Source organism: Flavicella marina, assembly GCF_009193215.1.
Taxonomy (GTDB): domain Bacteria; phylum Bacteroidota; class Bacteroidia; order Flavobacteriales; family Flavobacteriaceae; genus Flavicella; species Flavicella marina.
This window is the reverse complement of the sequence record NZ_VYVA01000007.1, coordinates 111,984-129,336: the sequence shown is the minus strand read 5'-3', so window position 1 is coordinate 129,336 and position 17,353 is coordinate 111,984. Positions and strand designations below refer to the sequence as shown.

Below are 17,353 nucleotides of genomic sequence, written 5' to 3'. Positions count from 1 at the left end.
TTTTTGATGAGAGCCAATAAAAACAACTTTTTTAGTTGTCATCTAGATCATCCAAAAATGAGGTTTCATGATAGTCTTCAATATCTCTTCTGTCTTTTTTTGTAGGTCTTCCAACTCCTTTTTTACGGTAATAGTCTTTAGAGTATTTTAATAATTCTTGTGCATCAAACTCTTCTTTCGGAGTGGTGTCTTTTCGGTATAAATCTACAAGTTTTGCACCGACTCTGTTTTTTGGGATGTCTAAGACTTCTATTTGGTAGTTTATTTGATTTTTTCGAACTGAAATTTTTTCTCCAATATATACGTCCTTGGCAGGTTTTACATTTACGGCATTGATCTTTACATGTCCCTTTTTACAGGCTTCTGTTGCCAATGATCTCGTTTTGAAGTAACGAATGGTCCACAAGTATTTATCGATTCTCATTTAAAAAGTTAAAATATAGTGTTTCACTTTCAACAAAGATAGGAAAATTGTACATTGCGCTTCCTAAAAATAGACTATCAATTCAGTGAAAATGAATCAAAAAAATATTATATATCTATTAGTAACGTTACTTATATTTAGTATTTCTTGTAAGAAAGAATCTAATGAGATTGTTACAGATCCTTTCGATCATGAAGCCCAGTTGATTATTGATAGAGATTCTTTGTACTCTTATTTAAGTACACATTATTTTAATACAAATGACAGTTTGATTTGGAGTATCGATAATGATGAGGTTGGTTCTTTACCGCCTGAATCTAGGATATCGTTAAAAGATGATCCAAAACTTGACTCTATCGATGGTATTAGCTTTACGGAAATCGTTGCTGATTATACAATGTATTATTATGTTTTTGAAGAAGGAGTAGATACAGGAAATGTCGGTTACTCTTCGCCATCTCCGGTAGATTCGGTTTATGTTAAGTATTCTGGAATGTTGTTAGATAGTACGGTGTTTGATTCAAGAGAAGATTATCCAATTTGGTTTTTGTTGAGCAATACTGTTGTAGGTTGGAGAAGAGGAATGACAAAATTGAAAAGAGGAACGTTTGAAACTGCTCCTGATGATGATCATATTTTTCACAATTCAGGAAAAGGGTATTTGATTTTTCCATCTGGTCTTGGGTATGCGAATGTTGAACAAAGCGGTATTCCGCCAAATTCACCGCTTATTTTTCGGATAGAACTGAATGATGTAAAACTTACAGATTTCGATTTAGATTTGGTACCAACAAAATTCGAACTTTCTTTTGATGATGGGTTAAACATCACTGCAGATGATTTTGATGGAGATGGAGTTGAAGATTATAGAGATGTAGATGATGACAATGATTTTAGCTCTACTAGAGATGAGGTGTTGGATGAGTTTACAACCAGAGACGCTCGAGGGAATATTGATTTTCCGTATGATGAGGATGGAAGAATTGAAGGGGTGAACGGAGGTACACCGAATTACAAAAATTCTAATGTGCATTTAGAAGACTAGAAATAATTGAAATAAAAAAAGCCAGATGATATCATCTGGCTTTTTTTATTTTATTCTAACACTATTTTTTTCATGATGTTTTTTAAGATTTCTTTGTTTGAATTAGGTTCTCTTCCAGAAAGTTACTTTTACAGATTTTTTATGTTAGAAAATGATTTTTATTCTTAACGATTACCAAGGTGATTTTAAGGAAAGATGTATATTGAGCATTAAAAAAAATGATCATCAATCCTGTAAAAATGAATTCAAAAAATACAATCTATTTACTTGCTGTTTTATTTGTAATTAGTATTTCTTGTGATAAGGGTACTAATGAGCTAACTAAGTATCCCTTTAATCCTTTCGATCATGAAGCGCAATTGCAAAACGATCAAGATTCTATACTTCTATATCTAGACACGCATTATTTTAATACGAATGACAATGTTATTTGGAGCATCGACAATGATGAAGAGGGATCTTTATCACCAGAAAATAGAGTGCCTTTAAATGAAGACCCTAAATTAGACTCCATACAGGGGATTGAGACTGATGGAACTTTATTAGATTATAAAATGTATTATTATATTTTTAAAGAAGGAATCGATAATGGAAATGTAGGGCATGCGTCACCATCAAGAGTTGATTCTGTTCTTGTAACATATAGTGCGATGCTTTTGGATAGTACAGTTTTTGATGTAATAGATGATGAGCCAATTTGGTTGCCGCTTTATAACACAATTCAAGGTTTTTCAATAGGTTTGACAAAGTTGAAAAAAGGCACCTCTACGATTGCTGGGAATGAGAATGTATATAATGGCTCAGGAGAGGGGTATCTTATTTTTCCCTCTGGGTTGGGTTATGCAGGGTATGTAAGGATGGGGATTCCATCAAATTCTCCATTGATATTTAAAGTAACGTTGGATGATGTTAAACTAATTGATACAGATTTAGATTTGGTACCAACCAAATTCGAACTTTCTTTTGATGATGGGTTAAACATCATTGCAGATGATTTTGATGGAGATGGTATTGAAGATTATAGAGATGAAGATGATGACAATGATTTTAGTACTACTAGAGATGAGGTGTTGGATGAGTTTACAGCCAGAGACGCTCGAGGGAATATTGATTTTCCGTATGATGAGGATGGAAGAATTGAAGGGGTGAACGGAGGTTTGCCGAATTATAAAAATTCTGATATACATTTGGAAGACTAGAAATAATGAAACAAAAAAACCAGATGATATCATCTGGTTTTTTTGTTTCATACTACGTATCTAATTAGTTTTCCGGAATGTTTTTTAAGATTTCTAAAAAGTATTTCCAGAATTTTTGAGTTGATTGAATGTTTACTTTCTCATCAGGTGAATGAGCTCCTCTAATTGTAGGGCCAAAAGAAATCATTTCCATATCTGGGTAATGAGTTCCTAATATTCCACATTCAAGTCCAGCATGGCACGCCATAATATTAGGTGTGTCTTGAAATAAATCTTGGTATATATTGTTTAGGATTTTGCAAATAGCAGTATTCGGGTTCGGTGCCCATCCAGGATAATCACCACTTACTTTTGTTTGATACCCCGCGAGTTTAAAAACACTTGTCAAACTGTTTACTAAGTTTTTTTTACCCGATTCAGAGAATGATCGGGTCAGGCATGCTATTTCGATACAAGAATCTTCAACAGTAACTCTCGCTAGGTTGTTTGATGTTTCTACCAAATCGGTAATTTTAGCGTTCATAGAAAAAACACCATTGTGCAAAGCAGCAATTGAATGCAATAAATTTGATTGGTCTTTTTTATCGATTACTTTTTTAGGTGTTGAAACTTCAAAGAAGTTTAGCTTAAGATCAGCTTCATTTACAGCAAATTCGGTTTTTATTTCGGTTTGAATTTTTGAAAATTCTTTTGCGAAAAGAGAGAGTGTGCTATTCGGGATAGCAAGGGTTGTTTCACTTTCTCTTGGGATGGCATTTCTAAGATTACCACCGGATATTTTTTCGATTTGGAAATCGATGTTTTGGTTGAGATGTAAAAGAATTCTATTTAATATTTTGTTTGCATTTCCTAACCCTTTATGTATATCCATACCAGAATGCCCACCTTGTAAACCTTTTACGGTAATATGAATCCCTGTTGAATTAGAGACTGGAAGAACTTCTTTAAAAGTAGAAGCTGCGGTGACATCAACTCCACCAGCACATCCAATTGAAATCTCATCATCATCTTCAGTGTCTAGATTTAATAAAATAGCTCCAGTTAAAGTGTTTGGTTGAAGTTCCATGGCACCTGTCATGCCAGTCTCTTCATCGATGGTAAAAAGTGCCTCGATTGGTGGATGTGGAATGTCTGTAGAGGAAAGAATGCTCATAATTGCAGCAACACCAATTCCATTGTCTGCTCCCAAGGTTGTACCTTTAGCTTGTACCCATCCATCATTCACTTCCATCTCAATCCCTTGAGTAGCAAAATCAAAAACGGTGGTTTCGTTTTTTTGGTGCACCATATCTAAATGAGATTGAAGAACGACAGTTTTACAATTTTCTAATCCCTTCGTGGCAGGTTTTCTGATGATTACGTTTTGTACAGCATCAGTAGTCGTTTCTAGTTTTAATTTTTTACCAAAAGCTACCATGAATGCTACAATTTTTTCTTCTTTTTTTGAAGCGCGAGGTATAGCGTTGATATTGCAAAAATGATTCCAAAGAGTTTTGGGTTCAAGATTTCTAATTTCTGAATGCATAGAGAGATTCTTTAGAGTTCAATTACCATATTTTCGATGGGTTTTCTTACTTTTTTCAACGATGCCATATAGTCATCTTCAGCTCTTTTACCAACTGGTAGTAATAATACAGATTGTAAATTTAGTTTTTCAAGTTCTAGCACTTCATCAAATTTTTCAGGCATAAAACCTTCCATTGGGCAACTATCAATTTGCAGAGTAGCGCAAACTGTAAGTAAATTACCTAAAGCAATATAAGCTTGTGATTTTGCAGCTTGTTGTAATTCTTCTTTTGTGTTTTTTGAAACGGTATCTATAAGATAGGCTTTAAAAGGATTTAAAATTTCGTCAGGCGTATTTCTAATATTTTTCACCAAATGAAAATAGTTTTCCACATCTTCCACAGAAATATTTTTTTGAATACAAAGTATCAATAAGTGCGAAGCATCTGCAATTTGTCGCTGGTCATATGCATGTGGAACCAGAGTTTCTCTAAGTTCTTTATTTTCAATAACGATTAGTTTTATAGGCTGTAAGCCAAATGAAGTTGCCGTTAAATTAAAGGCTTCTTTTAGTGTGTTTATTTGATCAGCATTTAGTTTTTCTGATGCGTCAAATTTTTTTGTTGCATATCGCCACTGTAAACTTTTGATAATATCCATGTACTTCTATTTTATGATGCAAAAATAAGAGTTTCCAATGGTTTGTTTGATTTTTTAAATATTCATTTGATTTTAATAATTGATTGAACGATAAATACGATTGATGACTAAGTGACTTTAAATTGATTTTTGTTACCAAAATCGTTAACTTGTAAAGAAAAAGCTATGAAAACTAACCATCCACAATATGGAGAAGGTGGCTTTGCCTTGTTCAATAGTTTGTTTACTGAAGATTTTTTACATTATATATGGCGTTATCAGTTGTTCGATAAAAATAGGTTGCAAACAACAGATGGAGTCTTTGTTCAAGTATTAAAACCAGGTTATTACAATCAACAATCCGGACCAGATTTTTTCAATGCTCGAATTTTGATAGGTGAGCAAGAGTGGGCAGGCAATATAGAAATCCATCGAAAATCTTCTGATTGGTATGCGCATAAACATGAAATAGATCCTAATTACGATGCTGTTATATTACATGTAGTTTGGGAGTATGACGTACCTGTTTTTTATGCCAATAGCAAAGAAATAGAGACGGTAGAATTAAAAAGCTTGGTGTCAGAAGAACGATTGAATCAATATGCAAAGCTCATAACTACAAATGAAAAATGGATCGCATGTGAATCCGAATTGATTCAGATGCCTAGTGTAATTATAAAATCATGGATGAGTCGTTTGTATGTTGAACGATTGGAGGAGAAAACAGCAGCCATTACTAAAATTCTCAGCGAGAATAATAACGATTGGGAAGCTACTTTTTTTATTGTTTTGGCCAAAGCATTTGGAATGCGTTTGAACGGTGAATCATTTTTGAATTTAGCAACCTCTCTTGATTTTTCATTGGTTAGAAAATATTTGAATCAAAAAGGGCAAATGGAAGTATTACTGATGGGCCAGGCAGGTTTTTTAGAAGAAACGATCGAAGATGTTTATTTTTTGAAATTGCAAAAAGAATATCGGTACCTAAAGAAAAAGCACAAGCTTTTACCGTTGTTTAAAGGTCAGTTTCAGTTTTTTAGAACCAGACCAACAAATTTTCCAACCATCCGCTTAGCTCAATTGGGACAGCTATACGAACAAAGAAAAAAACTGTTTGCTGTTATTGTCGCGGCGAATCACATAAGAGAGTTTTATACCATTTTTCAAGTAGGAACGTCGCGTTATTGGGATACGCATTATACATTTGGAAAAGAAACTAAAAAAACTTCGAAACAGGTTTCAAAATCTTTTGTAAATGTGTTACTGATCAACGCAATTATACCAATGAAGTATGCATTTTATAAATTCAAAAGTATTGATTTTGAAACTTTAGAGACTTTGATAACTAACATAGATCCAGAGAGAAATGCAGTTATTACAGCTTTTGGTAAACGAGGTGTAAAGGCGGAAAGTGCATTAGAAAGTCAAGCATTATTGCAATTAAAGTCGAATTACTGTAATAAAAAACGCTGTTTGCAATGTGCAATAGGTATGAGTTTGTTACAAAGGAGTTCGTGATTTACGGGGTGTTTTATTTTTAGAAGAAAAGTTCATTTTAGTAAAAAGACGTTTCAGTTTTCAAAAGAGCAGCTTCACTTAGTTCTTTCATTTTAGCTTTTAGTATCGCTCTACATTTGGGGTATACTAATCGTAAAAAGTTAATAAGATGAAAAATTTAGTAAAAAGTACCAAGACGGTTTTGTTAGCCATATTAACAGTAGGAATGTTAGCATCATGTAGTAGTGATGACACGAGTGAAACGGCTCCAATCGAACCACAAGAGCCAAAAATGATCAACTTAGGTTTTGAAGGATATATTTTAACTCCAGAATCACAGTTGCAAAGAAAATCGGCTAGTTCAGCAGATTCTACAATCAACCATACGTATATCACAAAGGGCTATACTGTAAGAGTTTCAGGAGGTGTATCACCAGATTATTCATTGTTTACTGATGTAGATTTGGCAGATCCGGCAGGAATTCCAATTGAAGTAGTAGGAGATATTACGGTAACAGTTTCACATCCTGATTTTGTGGAAACAGCAGTTGTAGAAGGCGCTTATTATGGAGCTACAGATATTTCGATTCCTTATGCTTCAGAAAGCTATTTGATTACCACAGAATTGGTTCAAGGTTTTGTGTTCGTAACAGAAGGTGATGGAGCTCAAGGAGTAATTACAAATTTAGATATTAACGATAATATTGGAAAAGACAAAAACAAACCATATTACACAGCAGATCCGAACATTTGGGTTGATATTACAACCGTAGGTAATGATTTACGAGGTGATGCTACAAATAACATTGGTAGAGGAGTAAAGTTTACTGTAACCTCATCCGGAGAATTGATTCAATTTGAATTGCCAGAGTTTGGTGATCCTGATGATGGAAACTTAGTTCCCACACTTTAAACAAAATTGAATTAGATTATTCAGTAAAGGCAACAATGATATTGTTGCCTTTTTTCTGTTTAATATTGGCGAAGCTATCTAGATATCTTTTGGATGTGTTTGTTTGTTTTGGTGTGATCACATTCATCCGAATGAAGTATGCATTTCATAAATTCAAAAACATTGATTTTGAAAGTTTAGAGACCTTGATAACTTCTATAAATCCAGAGAAAAATGCTATTATTACAGCTTTTGGTAAACGAGGTGTAAATGTAGAAAATGCATTAGGAAGTCAAGCACTATTACAATTAAAGTCGAATTACAGTAATAAAAAACGCTGTTTGCAATGTGCAATAGGTATGAGTTTGTTACAAAGGAGTTCGTGATTTACAGGGTGATTTATTTTTAGAAGAAAAGTTCATTTTAGTAAAAAGACGTTTCAGTTTTCAAAAGAGCAGCTTCACTTAGTTCTTTCATTTTAGCTTTTAGTATCGCTCTACATTTGGGGTATACTAATCGTAAAAAGTTAATAAGATGAAAAATTTAGTAAAAAGTACCAAGACGGTTTTGTTAGCCATATTAACAGTAGGAATGTTAGCATCATGTAGTAGTGATGACACGAGTGAAACGGCTCCAATCGAACCACAAGAGCCAAAAATGATCAACTTAGGTTTTGAAGGATATATTTTAACTCCAGAATCACAGTTGCAAAGAAAATCGGCTAGTTCAGCAGATTCTACAATCAACCATACGTATATCACAAAGGGCTATACTGTAAGAGTTTCAGGAGGTGTATCACCAGATTATTCATTGTTTACTGATGTAGATTTGGCAGATCCGGCAGGAATTCCAATTGAAGTAGTAGGAGATATTACGGTAACAGTTTCACATCCTGATTTTGTGGAAACAGCAGTTGTAGAAGGCGCTTATTATGGAGCTACAGATATTTCGATTCCTTATGCTTCAGAAAGCTATTTGATTACCACAGAATTGGTTCAAGGTTTTGTGTTCGTAACAGAAGGTGATGGAGCTCAAGGAGTAATTACAAATTTAGATATTAACGATAATATTGGAAAAGACAAAAACAAACCATATTACACAGCAGATCCGAACATTTGGGTTGATATTACAACCGTAGGTAATGATTTACGAGGTGATGCTACAAATAACATTGGTAGAGGAGTAAAGTTTACTGTAACCTCATCTGGAGAATTGATTCAGTTTGAATTGCCAGAGTTTGGTGATCCTGATGATGGAAACTTAGTTCCCACACTTTAAACAAAATTTATATAACAAAGGGCAGCAGTTATATGGCTGCTCTTTTGTTTCAGTCATAGAAAACAGTTTGTTTTTAACCAAAACAGGCCTTAAGATGTTTGGAGTTTACTTTTAGTCGCTTCACTTTGTTTTTTTGATTTTCAAAAATACTACATCTTAACTTTGAGTTACTAATCAAAAAGAATTTATTATGAATACAATTTTTAAAAATACAGTAAGAGGTTTGCTCTCAGTGTTGGTTTTTGGAGTTTTGTTTTCATGTAGTGACAGTACATCGGATAGTACTCCGGTTGAACCACAAGAGCCTAGAGAGATTCAATTAGGTTTTGACGGTTTGGTGTTGGTTCCAGAAGAGGGTGGAATGATGTCAAAGGTAGGAGTCAAATCTATCGACCATAATTATATTACAGATGGATATATTATTGAAATTTCCGGAGCAGTTGATCCAGGTGATGCGTATCATACAGATATGGATTTAACACAAGGGTTAACCGTTGAGGTGTCAGGTGATATTCAAATAACTGTGAAACACCCAAATTTTTATAGCAATAATGTTTTAACTGAGGCATTTTATGGTATTGAAGATTATCCAGTCCCAACAGGTAGTTCAGATGTGAATATAGTGCCTTTGGAATTAGTTCAAGGATTCGTAATGGTGACATCTGATGAGCTTATTGAGCCTGTAATTACGGAAGTAAGGATACTCGGTTTAGAAAAAGAGTTGAATACCATTTATTATACCGATGCTTCAAATGTTGATGTTATTGTAAGAACTGATGGTTATGGGAGTTTACAAGGGAATCATGCAACCGAATTAGGTGAAGGGGTTCAATACAATGTTACATATTTAGGTGATGGAATAGAATTTACTTTTCCTGAATTCGGAGATCCAGGTGATGGTATTTGGAATCCGTAAAAATGAACGAAAATTCGTGTAATTTTTAAAACCTTAATTTATGAAAACGATACTAAAATATATAATATTCCTATTTATGGTAATAGGGATGGTTGGCTGTCAAGATAGTGAGACACAAGAACCGCAAGAACCTGTTGATGATAGGTATGTACAGCTCAGTTTTGAACTAGATTATTTGGAGACTAATGACGGTTTGAGTGCAAAAAGTATTCATAGTTATATAACTAAAGGTTACACAATTACTATTCTCAATAACCAAACATCAGAGGAGTTGGTTTATGATAATGTAAACCTTTTGGGGACTTTTACATTTGAAACGAATGAAGATGTAACAATCTCAATCTCGCATCCAGATTTTGAAATAGATCAAATGATGACAGAAGCGTATTATGGTGTCGATGAAGTTTATTTAAACACTTCAACAGTAGATGAACATTCTATAGACGTGGCATTAATACAGGGGTATGTTTATGTCAATTCAGAAGATGGTTTAGAATCTTCTTGTTTAGTAGAAATAAACGAAAAAACAGCTGAGTTTAAAACAACCTATTATTTGACCTCACCAGAGGTAATTGTTGCTGTAACTTCAGGACAAATGCAAATAGATAGATCTTCTGTAAATATCATCGGTTCAGGTGTTACTTATTACGTACATCAAGACGAGGACGGTAATTTATATTTTATGTGATTTTTTAAAGTTGTACCAAAGTTGTTTCACAAAAGCTTTCTGCCACTTCACTTAGTTTAACTGTATAAACTGTTAAAGTAGATGTAGTTTTATAGTATAATCAATGAAACTAACATTTAGGTGCTCAGAATAGTGTTTATGATTAAGCGCCTCCAAAGATTAAAAAAATGAAACAATTAGTAAAATATAGTTTGTATTTCTGGATGATAAGTATTCTGGGAATATCTTTGGCTTCTTGCTCTCAGACTAATGATTTAGATGAGGGGAGTACAGATCCTGAAGATAAAGTTATCACAGTGTCTCTAGGTTTTGGTTTAGATTTACAACCTGTAGAAAAAGGAACAGGTAGTCAAGCGAAAAACACAATTTCACATAATTATGAAAAGCAGGGATATAAAGTAACCGTTGAAGGCAATATCGTTGGAGGTAATCGAGTATTTAAGCATGTTGATTTAACAACAAGATTAGAGGTTGAAACCACAGGGCCGATTCAAGTAACCGTTGTTCATTTAGGTTTTAAAGAGGATGAGCTACAAGAGGTTGCTTATTTTGGAACAGAGAAGCAAGAGGTAATACCGGTTGAAGGTTTGCAAAGTAAAGTGATGTTAGAGCTTGTTCAGGGATATGTTTCAATTACCACATCAAGTTTTTTAGAAGGATTTGTTGAGAGAGCAACCATTGATCGTGAAATAGTTGATATGAATGCCGTTTACTATTCGGGTAAACGAAATGAAGATTTGTTGATTGAAGTAAATGTTTTCGGTCGTACTTTGAAAGGAAAGCATGAGAATGTTTTAGGAGAAGGCGTTGTTTATAATGTAACAATTCAAGATATCATTGGGAGCGGTAGTAAAAAGGTAGACCAAATAAACGGGGATGATTTCATCTTAGAGCAATCAAGGATTCAATCGTAGGGTATAGATAAACAGTTTTATAAAACATAAGAGTTTTTTGATGAATTGGATTTTAAAAAATCTAATTTTCATCAATTTGAGTGAACCATTTGAACCATAAAATATTTTCAAGTTTTAAAATTGATGGTATTTTTAAAAATAAAGATTATGAAAACACTAACTAAAATTATAGTAAGGGGATTTGTTTTTTCAATTTTTGCAATTGGACTTATTTCTTGTAATGATACAAATATAGAAGAAGAGATGCCACAAGAAATAGTAGATCCTTACGAGGTAAGTATCGGATTTAGTTTGGCATTGCAACCTGGTAGAGATATGGATATCGAACATAACTACGAAAAAACTGGGTATAAAGTAACAATTAAAGGTGGTTTGGTTGATGGAGATATGGAATTGACTGATGTAGATTTAAACCAACCTATTTTGTTAGAAGTTACTGGTGAAATTGAAGTAACAGTTAAACATCCAGATTTTAAAAAGAAAAAACTAGGAACAGTAGCTTATTATGGATTGGATAAATATGATGTAGCAACATCGCCTGGAGCTGGAGTTATTTCTGTTCCCTTGGAGTTGATTCAAGGATATGTTGCTGTTGAAGCGAATGATTTTATGGAATTGTTTATCGAGAAGGTGAAAATTGGTAAAGACGAAGTGGAGTTGAATACCATTTATTATACCGATGAAACAAAAAAAGACATTAAGGTAGAGGTTGATGTCTTTGATAATGAAATTAAAGGGGAACATCAAAATGTAATCGGAGAAGGCGTAGTGTATGAGGTAACATTTTCTGATGCTATTGGAGGTTCTCAATCACAAAAAAACATCAAGTTTGAAGATTTGTATTTTAATATAAATAGATATTCATATTAAAAAAGACGCAATAGAATATAAATAAAAAGCCGAAGCATTTTGCTTCGGCTTTTTTATATATTAAACTTAATATAGTTGAGGATATTCAGTTGGATTGACTTCATGCATAATCGCATAAGCAGCTTCGAAAATATCTTCTTTCGAAGGTTTAGAGAAATAATCACCATCACTTCCATATGCGGGTCTATGCGCCTTAGCACTTAAAGTTGCAGGTTTGCTGTCGAGATATTTGTATGCATCTTGCTCGTCTAATACTTTTTGAAGAATGTATGCCGATGCACCACCTGGTACATCTTCATCAACAATTAACAAGCGGTTCGTTTTTTGTACACTTTTGGAAATGTCATTATTGATGTCAAACGGCATCAGACTTTGAGCATCGATTATTTCAATATCAATGCCTGCTTGTAATAAATCTAAAGCAGTTTCTTCAACAATACGTAATGTAGAACCATAAGAAACAATAGTGATGTCTGCTCCTTCTTTAATGGTTTCTACATAACCAATAGGCGTTGTATATTCACCTAAATTGTTAGGAAGGTTTTCTTTTAAACGGTATCCATTTAAATTTTCAATAACAACAGCAGGTTCATCACATTTTAGTAATGTATTGTAAAATCCAGCTGCTTTTGTCATGTTTCTAGGAACCAATAAATGTACACCTCTAAGGGTGCTTAATATCATACCCATCGGTGAACCAGAATGCCAAATTCCTTCCAAACGATGTCCTCTCGTTCGAATGATCAATGGGGCTTTTTGTTTTCCGAAAGTTCTGTACCTCAAACAAGCTAAGTCATCACTTAAAGTTTGAATAGTGTATATCAAATAATCTAAATATTGTATTTCGGCAATAGGGCGCAAACCTCTTAATGCCATACCGATACCTTGACCAATAATAGTAGATTCTCGAATTCCTGTATCAGTGACACGATCTTCTCCGAATTTATCTTGTAAGCTTTCTAGACCTTGGTTAACGTCTCCAATTTTTCCAGAATCTTCACCGAATATAAACAGATCAGGATGTTTTTGTAGGAGAGCGTCAAAATTATCTCTTATGATAATTCTTGCATCTACTTCTGGAATGTCCTCTGCGTAAGTAGGTAGAATTTCGTCAATTGTACTTACGCCGTTTCCAGTGTCGTTGTATAATTTGGTGCTGTACCTATCTTGAGTGATTTTTTTATTTTCTACAAGCCAATTTTGAAAAGCTTTCTTTTCAGGAGATTGTTCTTTTCTTAAAAACTGTGCGGCTTTTCTTGCTGTAGAATATATTTCTTTGCGTGAAGGTTCTTTGATTGCAGCCAGTTCATTTCTCATCTTAATGATGAAATTTTTGTTGCTGCTTACTACAGAAACTTGATCTAGCAATACGAGCAACTCTTGTTGCTCTTTTTGTAGTGGTGCCAAGAAAGCTTTCCAAGCATCTTTTTTCGCTTGTAAAACTTCTTTTCGAGCTTTCGTTTCTAATTCTTTAAGAATAGCTTCATTGTCAGCAATTTTTAAAATGCTTCCATCTTGATTTTCCAATTCAAATTCTAGTATCCACTCTTTGAATTTTTTATTGCAGTCAAAATCTTCTTCCCATTGCAAGCGTTCTTTACTCTTGTATCGTTCATGTGAACCTGAAGAAGAATGTCCTTGTGGTTGGGTAAGTTCTTGTACGTGAATTAACACGGGTACATGTTCTTTTCTTGATGTTTCTGCTGCTTTGCTATAGGTGTCAATTAGTTGAACATAGTCCCAACCATTCACACGCATAATTTCTAATCCCTTATTTTTTTTATCTCTCTGAAACCCTTTCAGTACTTCAGAAATATTTTCTTTTGTGGTTTGGTATTTTGCATGAACAGAAATACCATACTCATCATCCCAAACACTCGTAATCATTGGTATTTGAAGTACTCCAGATGCGTTGATAGCTTCGAAAAAATGACCTTCACTCGTACTTGCATTTCCAATCGTTCCCCAGCCTATTTCGTTGCCGTTAGAGGAGAATTTTTCATAGCCAATTTTCAAACATTCAACATTTCGATAAAGTTTTGATGCATATGCCAATCCTACTAATCTAGGCATTTGTGCGGCAGTACATGAAACATCAGAACTCGTGTTGTATTGTTTTGTTTGGTCTTTCCAATTACCTTCTTCGTCTACGATATGAGTGGCAAAATGACCTCCCATTTGACGTCCAGCAGAAAAAGGTTCAGCTTCGATGTCGGTATGAGCGTACAATCCGGCAAAAAACTGTTGAGGTGTAAATTCACCAAGTGCCATCATAAAGGTTTGATCACGATAGTAACCTGATCTCCAATCTCCCTTTTTAAAGGCTTTGGCCATGGCTATTTGTGGAAGTTCTTTTCCATCACCAAAGATTCCAAATTTGGCTTTACCGGTCAGTACCTCTTTTCTACCTAGTAAGCTACATTCTCTACTCAAAACAGCAATATAGTAATCTTGTAAGATTTCTTCTTTAAACTGTTGGAATGAGAGGTTTTCTTTCTCGGTTTTAGATGTGGTTGACGTCATAAAAAAATAGCTGTTTACAAGATGCAAAGCTACTGCTTTTTAATGGAAATTAAAAAGAGGTTTATTGACTGATACTAAGTGAATAAGCTGTTTTGGAGTGATTGTTTACATAAAAATATTTCTTGACTAAAGAAATCCTCTTCTGGCAGAATTAAATATTTTTAGTGGTTCTAAAACGAATGTAAATCTTATTTTATCGAAATAATTATTATTCATTTCCCACCCGTTATTAGAATAGACAGGGATGTATAGTTCAAAGATTTCGTGCATAAAATTGAAGCGAATTCCTGTTTCGTATCCAAAAAAAACCGGTGAATTTGCACTTTTTAACAATCCTATGTCATTGTATATTTCTATCCAGTTCCAAATGCTAAAACTAGTGTTTAGTGTAGTGATCCAACGATTAGCAAATCGTTTGTGTGGTTCGTTAAAAAATGACTTGAAACCACCTTCGGCAATTATATACTGTTGGTATAAAAAACCAGCATCTTCTTCGCGCCCATAAAGGTTGTATTCGAATAAATAGTCTTGTGGTTTACTCAATCCGTAACTAAAGTAGTCAGAATCAGGGTCGGTTTGGTTGCCTATGAATGCTCCACCATATAACCTAAAATCTAATTGTTTGTTGTGTTTAGTTAATTTTCGATACCTAAAATCAGCACTAACCTTGCTAAAAAATGACCCAGTTTCTAAATTAGTCATAAATCTAAAATCGTTAATCAATTCTGGTTTTGAATAACTATAGGTAAGTTTCCAGAGATTGTATTTGTCTTCGTTTGATTTTTCAATTCCTGGAGCAATTTCTTTATCAACGATATGGTACTTTAATCGAATAAAATTATTTCCTGGAGTACGTAAATTTTTCCTTTTGAAATATAAAGTAGCACTCGGGGTTAATGTACTGTACCGAAAGTCTCTGTCGTAGTGAAAACTAGACCCACCTAAAGCGAAAGAAAGTTTGTAAATTGATGTTTCTTCTGGGTGGACATTATAGGCAAAAGAAAAGCCACCTGAAGCGTTGTTACTTTTGAAACTATACGTAGGTACAATTTTGTATTCAAAGGTTTTTTCTAGGATTGCTTTATTGTGAAATTGAATCCCTAAAATTAGTCCGTCATAATAATTGTAACCAACTCTCGGTCTGTAAAAAACTTGTGTATAATAGGGGTCATCAAGGTCTTTGATAGGTTTTAATTGTAAGGGTCTTTCAAATAGTTTTGTTTTTACATTTTTCCAATTGTCACGTTGGTTGAATTCAGGGTACAAATATTCATAATTAAGAGAAACCTTATTATAATCACCTTTTTCGATTGCGATAGTTTCTGTAGAATCTATATTGGGTATCCATTTTTTCCATTCAATTTTTTTGTTTTTTACTCCATATAAAGCGACTGGAGCAGAAAAATTTCTTTTATTTTTAATGGTGACGTAGACTGAATCTTTTACGGTTTTTACTTTTTTTATGGTGTAATCTATTTTTTTCTTTGAATGCAGATAATCACCAAAAAACCATGCTAAGTCTTTGGAGGTGTTAGAAGTTAGTATTTCTTCGAATAGTTGAGTTGAGTTGGTTTTAAATTTATCGACTACAACATATTCTTTTAAACTGTTTTTTAAAACGTTTTCTTCAAGATAGTTTTCTAGATAACGCAATCCAAGACCCGCTTTATAACTATTGACTATTTTTCTATTAAAATTAGAGAGCGAATCTATTCTAGTGGTCAATGGTTGGTCTAAGTTTTTTCTGGCAGTGAATTGATACATAAACGGATATTTGGCATTGAAATCCATTTGAGTAAGGTTTAAGGTTCTCAATCCCCATATATCAGATAGATTACCGAGTATTTTCGCTTCTGGATAAAATTCTTTACAATATTCCATCAATAAATATATTTCTATACCTTCTGGAAGCCAGTAGTCTTCGTTTTTATTAACAATAACCATTTCTTCTACTATTCGTTTCGATAAGGCTTTGAAAAAACGAATATCCCATTTAAATACATCAGAAAAATCACTCAAGAACTCAGGAACATCCAATCCATAAACCCTGTTTTTATTTGCAGTCGTTTGATCGACCATAATTTTATTGTGAGGAAACGAGCCTAGGTGTTTTTCAATAAAGGCAATTTCTCGATTGATAACAGATTTTTTTAAGACTTTAGGTAGTTTTTCATCGTTTAAGTCAGAAACGACAAGTACATGGTCGGTTTTGTAATGAGGATAGCTCTTTTCTTTAGTGATGTTTAGTTGAATGTCAACCCTGTTTTTACCCGTTAATTTATAATTTGCTAAATTTTTCGAATAAGTTTTTAAGCTTTTTAAGTCAGAATTGACATGATAGTTTATTGGAACGTGGATTTGTAGGTCATAATCCATTACTTCCATATACATATGATCGATGTCTTGATTGCTATAAGCTTTCCATTGATTGCCTTCTCTAACCGCGGGCACAAGATACCAATAACGTAGGATATAGTCTTCGTTGCCGTTTTTTCCGTAGCTCGTGAATTTACTATTTGGGATTTTTGTGCGGTAATTTAGGGAGATACTGACGCTATCTTTTGGAGCTAATTTTTCATTTAAAACAATCTCAAGAATATCTGATTTGTTTTCGAATTCGCTATATGCCACTGGCTTTGAGTTCACTCGAATTCTGTGTAAGTTAGTGTTCCCCCTGTCAATTGAATCGGCAAAATAAAGTGATTTTTTAAAGTTTTCTAACATTCTCGTTGTTAGCGTGGTGTTATTGTCTTTGAAACTATTTGGCCAGTTGTGAAGAACAACATTTTCTAAGCTGTCACTACTTGTATTCACATAAGTAATTCTCTGTTGAATAGCTAATTGATCGTAATCGGCGAGCAGTAAAGCTTTGATGTCGATTTTTGATTTTTGCGCGTTTCCAACAGAGGCAATAACTGATAAAAAAATAAGTAAAAGTTCTAATTTTTTCACAGTTGAAATA

At 33.7% G+C, this 17,353-nt stretch carries 15 protein-coding genes; 10 read left to right on the top strand and 5 right to left on the bottom strand.

What is annotated here, in order from left to right; genetic code table 11:
- Window positions 1-31: 31 nt before the first annotated feature.
- Entirely contained in the window at window positions 32-424 is a 393-nt protein-coding gene (locus tag F6P99_RS13235; protein ID WP_152287972.1) for an RNA-binding S4 domain-containing protein, read from the bottom strand.
- 91 nt (window positions 425-515) lie between these two features.
- Here F6P99_RS13235 and F6P99_RS13230 point away from each other — a divergent pair, with 91 nt between their 5' ends.
- On the top strand, window positions 516-1,469 hold the full coding sequence (locus F6P99_RS13230) for an FKBP-type peptidyl-prolyl cis-trans isomerase (RefSeq protein WP_152287971.1): 954 nt from the start codon (window positions 516-518) through the stop codon (window positions 1,467-1,469).
- Window positions 1,470-1,708: 239 nt separating this feature from the next.
- Complete coding sequence (locus F6P99_RS13225; protein WP_152287970.1) at window positions 1,709-2,668, top strand: FKBP-type peptidyl-prolyl cis-trans isomerase; 960 nt, start codon at window positions 1,709-1,711, stop codon at window positions 2,666-2,668.
- A 64-nt stretch (window positions 2,669-2,732) separates the two neighbouring features.
- On the opposite strand, the gene F6P99_RS13220 is transcribed toward F6P99_RS13225, so the two are convergent.
- Window positions 2,733-4,193 carry an aminoacyl-histidine dipeptidase gene (locus F6P99_RS13220; RefSeq protein ID WP_152287969.1) on the bottom strand — a complete coding sequence of 487 codons (1,461 nt, stop codon included), beginning with the start codon at window positions 4,191-4,193 and terminating at the stop codon, window positions 2,733-2,735.
- A gap of 11 nt (window positions 4,194-4,204) precedes the next feature.
- Window positions 4,205-4,834 carry an NAD(P)H-dependent oxidoreductase gene (locus F6P99_RS13215; RefSeq protein ID WP_152287968.1) on the bottom strand — a complete coding sequence of 210 codons (630 nt, stop codon included), beginning with the start codon at window positions 4,832-4,834 and terminating at the stop codon, window positions 4,205-4,207.
- Window positions 4,835-4,999: 165 nt separating this feature from the next.
- Here F6P99_RS13215 and F6P99_RS13210 point away from each other — a divergent pair, with 165 nt between their 5' ends.
- The 8 genes from F6P99_RS13210 to F6P99_RS13175 all read left to right on the top strand — a co-directional run bounded on the left by F6P99_RS13210 (window position 5,000) and on the right by F6P99_RS13175 (window position 11,868).
- Window positions 5,000-6,331 (top strand): DUF2851 family protein, encoded by a 1,332-nt coding sequence (locus tag F6P99_RS13210; RefSeq protein ID WP_152287967.1) that lies wholly within the window; start codon window positions 5,000-5,002, stop codon window positions 6,329-6,331.
- Between the two features lie 148 nt (window positions 6,332-6,479).
- Complete coding sequence (locus F6P99_RS13205; protein ID WP_152287965.1) at window positions 6,480-7,223, top strand: hypothetical protein; 744 nt, start codon at window positions 6,480-6,482, stop codon at window positions 7,221-7,223.
- 131 nt (window positions 7,224-7,354) lie between these two features.
- Window positions 7,355-7,588 carry a hypothetical protein gene (locus tag F6P99_RS13200; RefSeq protein ID WP_152287966.1) on the top strand — a complete coding sequence of 78 codons (234 nt, stop codon included), beginning with the start codon at window positions 7,355-7,357 and terminating at the stop codon, window positions 7,586-7,588.
- Between the two features lie 148 nt (window positions 7,589-7,736).
- On the top strand, window positions 7,737-8,480 hold the full coding sequence (locus F6P99_RS13195; protein WP_152287965.1) for a hypothetical protein: 744 nt from the start codon (window positions 7,737-7,739) through the stop codon (window positions 8,478-8,480).
- Between the two features lie 190 nt (window positions 8,481-8,670).
- Entirely contained in the window at window positions 8,671-9,396 is a 726-nt protein-coding gene (locus F6P99_RS13190; RefSeq protein ID WP_152287964.1) for a hypothetical protein, read from the top strand.
- 40 nt (window positions 9,397-9,436) lie between these two features.
- Complete coding sequence (locus tag F6P99_RS13185) at window positions 9,437-10,084, top strand: hypothetical protein (protein WP_152287963.1); 648 nt, start codon at window positions 9,437-9,439, stop codon at window positions 10,082-10,084.
- A 167-nt stretch (window positions 10,085-10,251) separates the two neighbouring features.
- Complete coding sequence (locus F6P99_RS13180; protein WP_152287962.1) at window positions 10,252-10,998, top strand: hypothetical protein; 747 nt, start codon at window positions 10,252-10,254, stop codon at window positions 10,996-10,998.
- Window positions 10,999-11,145: 147 nt separating this feature from the next.
- Entirely contained in the window at window positions 11,146-11,868 is a 723-nt protein-coding gene (locus F6P99_RS13175; protein WP_152287961.1) for a hypothetical protein, read from the top strand.
- A 66-nt stretch (window positions 11,869-11,934) separates the two neighbouring features.
- Here F6P99_RS13175 and F6P99_RS13170 read toward each other — a convergent pair whose 3' ends face one another.
- Together F6P99_RS13170 and F6P99_RS13165 are read right to left on the bottom strand one after the other, a co-directional pair.
- Entirely contained in the window at window positions 11,935-14,391 is a 2,457-nt protein-coding gene (locus F6P99_RS13170) for an alpha-ketoacid dehydrogenase subunit alpha/beta (RefSeq protein WP_152287960.1), read from the bottom strand.
- A 126-nt stretch (window positions 14,392-14,517) separates the two neighbouring features.
- Window positions 14,518-17,343: a gluzincin family metallopeptidase gene (locus F6P99_RS13165; RefSeq protein ID WP_152287959.1), complete on the bottom strand. Its 2,826-nt coding sequence runs from the start codon at window positions 17,341-17,343 to the stop codon at window positions 14,518-14,520.
- Window positions 17,344-17,353: the final 10 nt, after the last annotated feature.

Excerpts from the sequence above, each read along its gene's own strand:
- F6P99_RS13210 (WP_152287967.1), top strand. The coding sequence starts at position 5,000 with ATGAAAACTAACCATCCACAATATGGAGAAGGTGGCTTTGCCTTGTTC.
- F6P99_RS13185 (WP_152287963.1), top strand. The coding sequence starts at position 9,437 with ATGAAAACGATACTAAAATATATAATATTCCTATTTATGGTAATAGGG.
- F6P99_RS13225 (WP_152287970.1), top strand. The coding sequence starts at position 1,709 with ATGAATTCAAAAAATACAATCTATTTACTTGCTGTTTTATTTGTAATT.
- F6P99_RS13230 (WP_152287971.1), top strand. The coding sequence starts at position 516 with ATGAATCAAAAAAATATTATATATCTATTAGTAACGTTACTTATATTT.
- F6P99_RS13235 (WP_152287972.1), bottom strand. The coding sequence starts at position 424 with ATGAGAATCGATAAATACTTGTGGACCATTCGTTACTTCAAAACGAGA.
- F6P99_RS13190 (WP_152287964.1), top strand. The coding sequence starts at position 8,671 with ATGAATACAATTTTTAAAAATACAGTAAGAGGTTTGCTCTCAGTGTTG.
- F6P99_RS13205 (WP_152287965.1), top strand. The coding sequence starts at position 6,480 with ATGAAAAATTTAGTAAAAAGTACCAAGACGGTTTTGTTAGCCATATTA.
- F6P99_RS13175 (WP_152287961.1), top strand. The coding sequence starts at position 11,146 with ATGAAAACACTAACTAAAATTATAGTAAGGGGATTTGTTTTTTCAATT.
- F6P99_RS13195 (WP_152287965.1), top strand. The coding sequence starts at position 7,737 with ATGAAAAATTTAGTAAAAAGTACCAAGACGGTTTTGTTAGCCATATTA.
- F6P99_RS13200 (WP_152287966.1), top strand. The coding sequence starts at position 7,355 with ATGAAGTATGCATTTCATAAATTCAAAAACATTGATTTTGAAAGTTTA.
- F6P99_RS13180 (WP_152287962.1), top strand. The coding sequence starts at position 10,252 with ATGAAACAATTAGTAAAATATAGTTTGTATTTCTGGATGATAAGTATT.
- F6P99_RS13170 (WP_152287960.1), bottom strand. The coding sequence starts at position 14,391 with ATGACGTCAACCACATCTAAAACCGAGAAAGAAAACCTCTCATTCCAA.
- F6P99_RS13215 (WP_152287968.1), bottom strand. The coding sequence starts at position 4,834 with ATGGATATTATCAAAAGTTTACAGTGGCGATATGCAACAAAAAAATTT.
- F6P99_RS13220 (WP_152287969.1), bottom strand. The coding sequence starts at position 4,193 with ATGCATTCAGAAATTAGAAATCTTGAACCCAAAACTCTTTGGAATCAT.